The sequence below is a fragment of the Pseudomonas sp. EGD-AK9 genome (assembly GCF_000465935.2).
Classification (GTDB): domain Bacteria; phylum Pseudomonadota; class Gammaproteobacteria; order Pseudomonadales; family Pseudomonadaceae; genus Aquipseudomonas.
Genome location: NZ_AVOF01000321.1, coordinates 1 through 3,644, shown reverse-complemented (window position 1 = coordinate 3,644; position 3,644 = coordinate 1). Strand labels below are relative to the sequence as shown.

General features: G+C 68.8%; 3 protein-coding genes and 1 pseudogene. All 4 read left to right on the top strand.

Features of this window, described 5'->3' with window-relative positions:
* On the top strand, positions 1-911 hold a 911-nt coding region (locus N878_RS15070; protein WP_021444452.1), incomplete at its 5' end, for an AraC family transcriptional regulator.
* A 153-nt stretch (positions 912-1,064) separates the two neighbouring features.
* Positions 1,065-2,684: an acyl-CoA synthetase gene (locus N878_RS15065; RefSeq protein ID WP_021444451.1), complete on the top strand. Its 1,620-nt coding sequence runs from the start codon at positions 1,065-1,067 to the stop codon at positions 2,682-2,684.
* Positions 2,685-2,702: 18 nt separating this feature from the next.
* Positions 2,703-3,470: a 3-hydroxyacyl-CoA dehydrogenase gene (locus N878_RS15060; RefSeq protein ID WP_021444450.1), complete on the top strand. Its 768-nt coding sequence runs from the start codon at positions 2,703-2,705 to the stop codon at positions 3,468-3,470.
* Positions 3,471-3,480: 10 nt separating this feature from the next.
* Positions 3,481-3,644 (top strand): annotated as a pseudogene (locus tag N878_RS26870) (acetyl-CoA C-acetyltransferase); the annotation flags it as partial.

The window sequence follows — 3,644 nt, the reverse complement described above, 5'->3', positions numbered from 1 at the left end:
GCATCGCCCCGGCGCAGCTGCTGCGGCCCTACGCGCGGGTCCCGGCGCAGGCCTATGCGCGCCTGTGGCTGGGCATCGCCGCGGCGATGGACGACGAGTTCTTCGGCATGGATGCGCGGCGCATGAAGTCCGGCAGCTTCGCCTATATGGCCCATGCGGTCCTCGGCGAGGCGGACCTCGGCGCGGCGCTGGAGAGCATGCTGCGCTTCCTCGCCCTGGTGTTCGACGACCTGCAGCCGCGCCTGGAGCGCCAGGGCAGCCTGGTGCAGATAGTCTTGGACGAGCGCGGCGAGCGGCCGGCACGGGCCTTCGCCTGCTTCACCCTGTGGCTGATGCTGCACGGCCTGGCCTGCTGGCTGGTGGGGCGGCGCATCGCCATTCTCGGCGTCGAACTGCGCGGCCCGGCGCCGGGCTACTGTGGCGACTACCGGGTGATGTTCAGCGACAACCTGCGCTTCGACCGCCCGCACAACCGCCTGCTGCTCAACGCCGACTGCCTGGCCCTGCCGGTGCGGCGCAGCGCGCGCGAACTCAAGCGCTTTCTCGCCGGCGCGCCGGGCAACATCCTGGTGCGCTACCGCGATCCGCAGAGTCTCGGCGCGCGGATCAAGGCCTACCTGCGCAGCCTCAAGCCCGAGCGCTGGCCGGATCTCGACGCGCTGTCCGGGCATTTCTTCATGGCCTCCTCGACCCTGCGGCGCAAGCTGGCCCAGGAGGGGCAGTCCTACCAGGGCCTCAAGGACCAAGTGCGCCGCGACCTCGCCATAGCTCGCTTGGACGCCGGGGCGAGCAACTTCACCGAGCTGGCCTTCGATCTGGGCTTCGCCGACACCAGTGCCTTCTACAAGGCGTTCAGGAAGTGGACCGGCACCACGCCAGGGCAGTACCGCGCCCTGCATCATCCGGACTGAGAAAAACTGACGGCTCCTGGCAGTTCGTCGGCGCCTTGCGCGCAGGCGCTGTCCAAAACGCTCGGGCCGATCGACGACTTTCGACATTGCCGGCGGCCAGCGCCGGCGCGAGCATCGCGCTACTCCAACAAAAACAATCCGGGAGGCTACCCGATGCGCGATTACTTCACCGCTGCCGGCGAGTTCGATTACGCCAGTGCCGCTTCCAGCACCCTGGCGGGTGACCTCGAGGCCCTCAATGCCTGTGTCGAATGCTGCGACCGCCATGCCGAGTCCGGGCGCGTCGCGCTGGTCTGGGAAGGGCGCGACGGCGCGCGCGCCAGCTGGACCTTCGCCCAGCTCAAGGACGCCTCGGCGCGCTTCGCCAACCTGCTGCAGGCGCGCGGCGTGGGGCCTGGCGACTGCATATCGGGCATGCTGCCGCGCACGCCGGAGCTGCTGATCACCATCCTCGGTACCTGGCGCGCGGGGGCGGTGTACCAGCCATTGTTCACCGCCTTCGGGCCCAAGGCCATCGAACACCGGGTACGGCTCGCCGGATCGAAACTGCTGGTCACCGACCTGGCCAATCGCGCCAAGCTCGACGAGGTGCAGGACGCGCCGCCGCTGCTGAGCGTAGGGGATAACTTCTGGGCCGAGCTGGAGCGCCAGCCAGGCCACTTCGAGCCGGTGCTGCGCAAGGCGTCCGATCCCTTCCTGCTGATGTTCACTTCCGGCACCACTGGTCTGGCCAAACCGCTGGCCGTACCGCTGAAGGCCATCGTCGCCTTCGTCAGCTACCTGCGCGATGCGGTCGACCTGCGCCCCGAGGACAGGTTCTGGAACCTGGCCGATCCGGGATGGGCCTACGGCCTCTATTACGCGGTGACCGCTCCGCTGGCCATGGGTCATGCCACCACCTTCTACGAAGGCGGCTTCAGCGTGGAGAGCACCTGCCGGATCATTCGCGAGCACGGCATCACCAACCTGGCCGGCTCGCCCACCGCCTACCGCCTTTTGCTGGCGGCCAAGGACGAGGTGCAAGCCGCGCTCAAGGGCCAACTGCGTGCCGTCAGCAGCGCCGGCGAACCGCTGACCCCGGAGGTGATCCGCTGGTTCGCCGAGGGCCTCGGCTGCACCATCCACGACCATTACGGCCAGACCGAGCTGGGCATGGTGCTGTGCAATCACCACGCCCTGCAGCATCCGGTGCGCCTCGGCGCCGCCGGTTTCGCCATGCCCGGTCACCGCGTCGTGGTGCTGGACGAGCAGCAGCGCGAACTGCCGGTCGGCCAACCCGGCATCCTCGCCCTGGACATGCCGCGCTCGCCGCTGTTCTGGTTCCCCGGCTATCAGGGCATGCCGACTCGTGCCTTCGTCGGCGACTACTATCTGAGTGGCGACACGGTGGAGCGGAACGAGGACGGCAGCATCAGCTTCGTCGGCCGCGCCGATGACGTGATCACCACCAGCGGCTACCGGGTCGGCCCCTTCGACGTGGAGAGTGCGCTGATCGAGCACCCGGCGGTGATCGAAGCCGCGGTGATCGGCAAGCCCGACCCGGAGCGCACCGAACTGGTCAAGGCCTTCGTCGTGTTGCATGCCGGCCACACGGGCGACGCCGAACTGGCCGAGGCGCTGCAGCAATACGTGCGCAAGCGCCTGTCCGCCCATGCCTATCCGCGCGAGATCGAGTTCGTCGCGGAGCTGCCCAAGACCCCGAGCGGCAAGATCCAGCGCTTCCTCCTGCGTAACCAGGAGATCGCCAGGGCCCAGACGGCCGCCGCTCACTGATCCCAAGGAGTCAACAACGTGCGTATCGAGAATTCCGTTTTCCTGGTCACCGGCGGCAGTTCCGGCCTGGGCCTGGCCACGGCCCGCGAACTGCTGGGGCAGGGCGGCAAGGTGGTGCTGGTGGACATCAATGCCGAGGCCGGCGCCGCCCGTGCCGAGGAACTGGGCGAGGGGGCCCGTTTCGTCAGGGCCGACATCTGCCGTGAGGAAGACGCCCGCGCCGCGGTGAGCGCCGCCGTCGAGGCGTTCGGCGGCCTGCACGGCCTGATCAACTGCGCCGGGGTGGCGCCGGCCGAGAAGGTCATCGGCCGCAACGGCGTGCACGGCCTGGACAGCTTCGCCCGGACCATCAACATCAACCTGGTCGGCAGCTTCAACATGCTGCGCCTGGCCGCCGAGGCCATGGCCCAGGGGCAGCCGAATGCCGAGGGCGAGCGCGGCGTGATCATCAACACCGCCTCGGTGGCGGCCTTCGACGGGCAGATCGGTCAGGCCGCCTATGCCGCGTCCAAGAGCGGCGTGGTCGGCATGACCCTGCCGATCGCCCGCGAACTGGCGCGTCATGGCATCCGCGTGATGTGCATCGCTCCCGGCATCTTCGAAACCCCGATGATGGCCGGTATGCCCGAGGAGGTCCGCGCCTCCCTCGGCGCCGCCGTGCCGTTCCCGCCGCGTCTGGGCCGTCCGGCCGAGTACGCCGCATTGGTGCGCCATATCGTCGAGAACGCCATGCTCAATGGCGAGGTGATTCGCCTCGACGGCGCCATCCGTATGGCTGCGAAATAAGGAGGCCGCCATGAACAAGAATTCCATCGTCATCGTCAGCGCCGCGCGTACCGCCATGGGCGGCTTCCTCGGCGACTTCAAGGACATGAGCGCCGCCCAGCTCGGCGCCGCCGCCAACCGTGCCGCGCTGGAACGCGCGGGCGTCGCCGGCGATGCTGTCGATGAACTGATCAT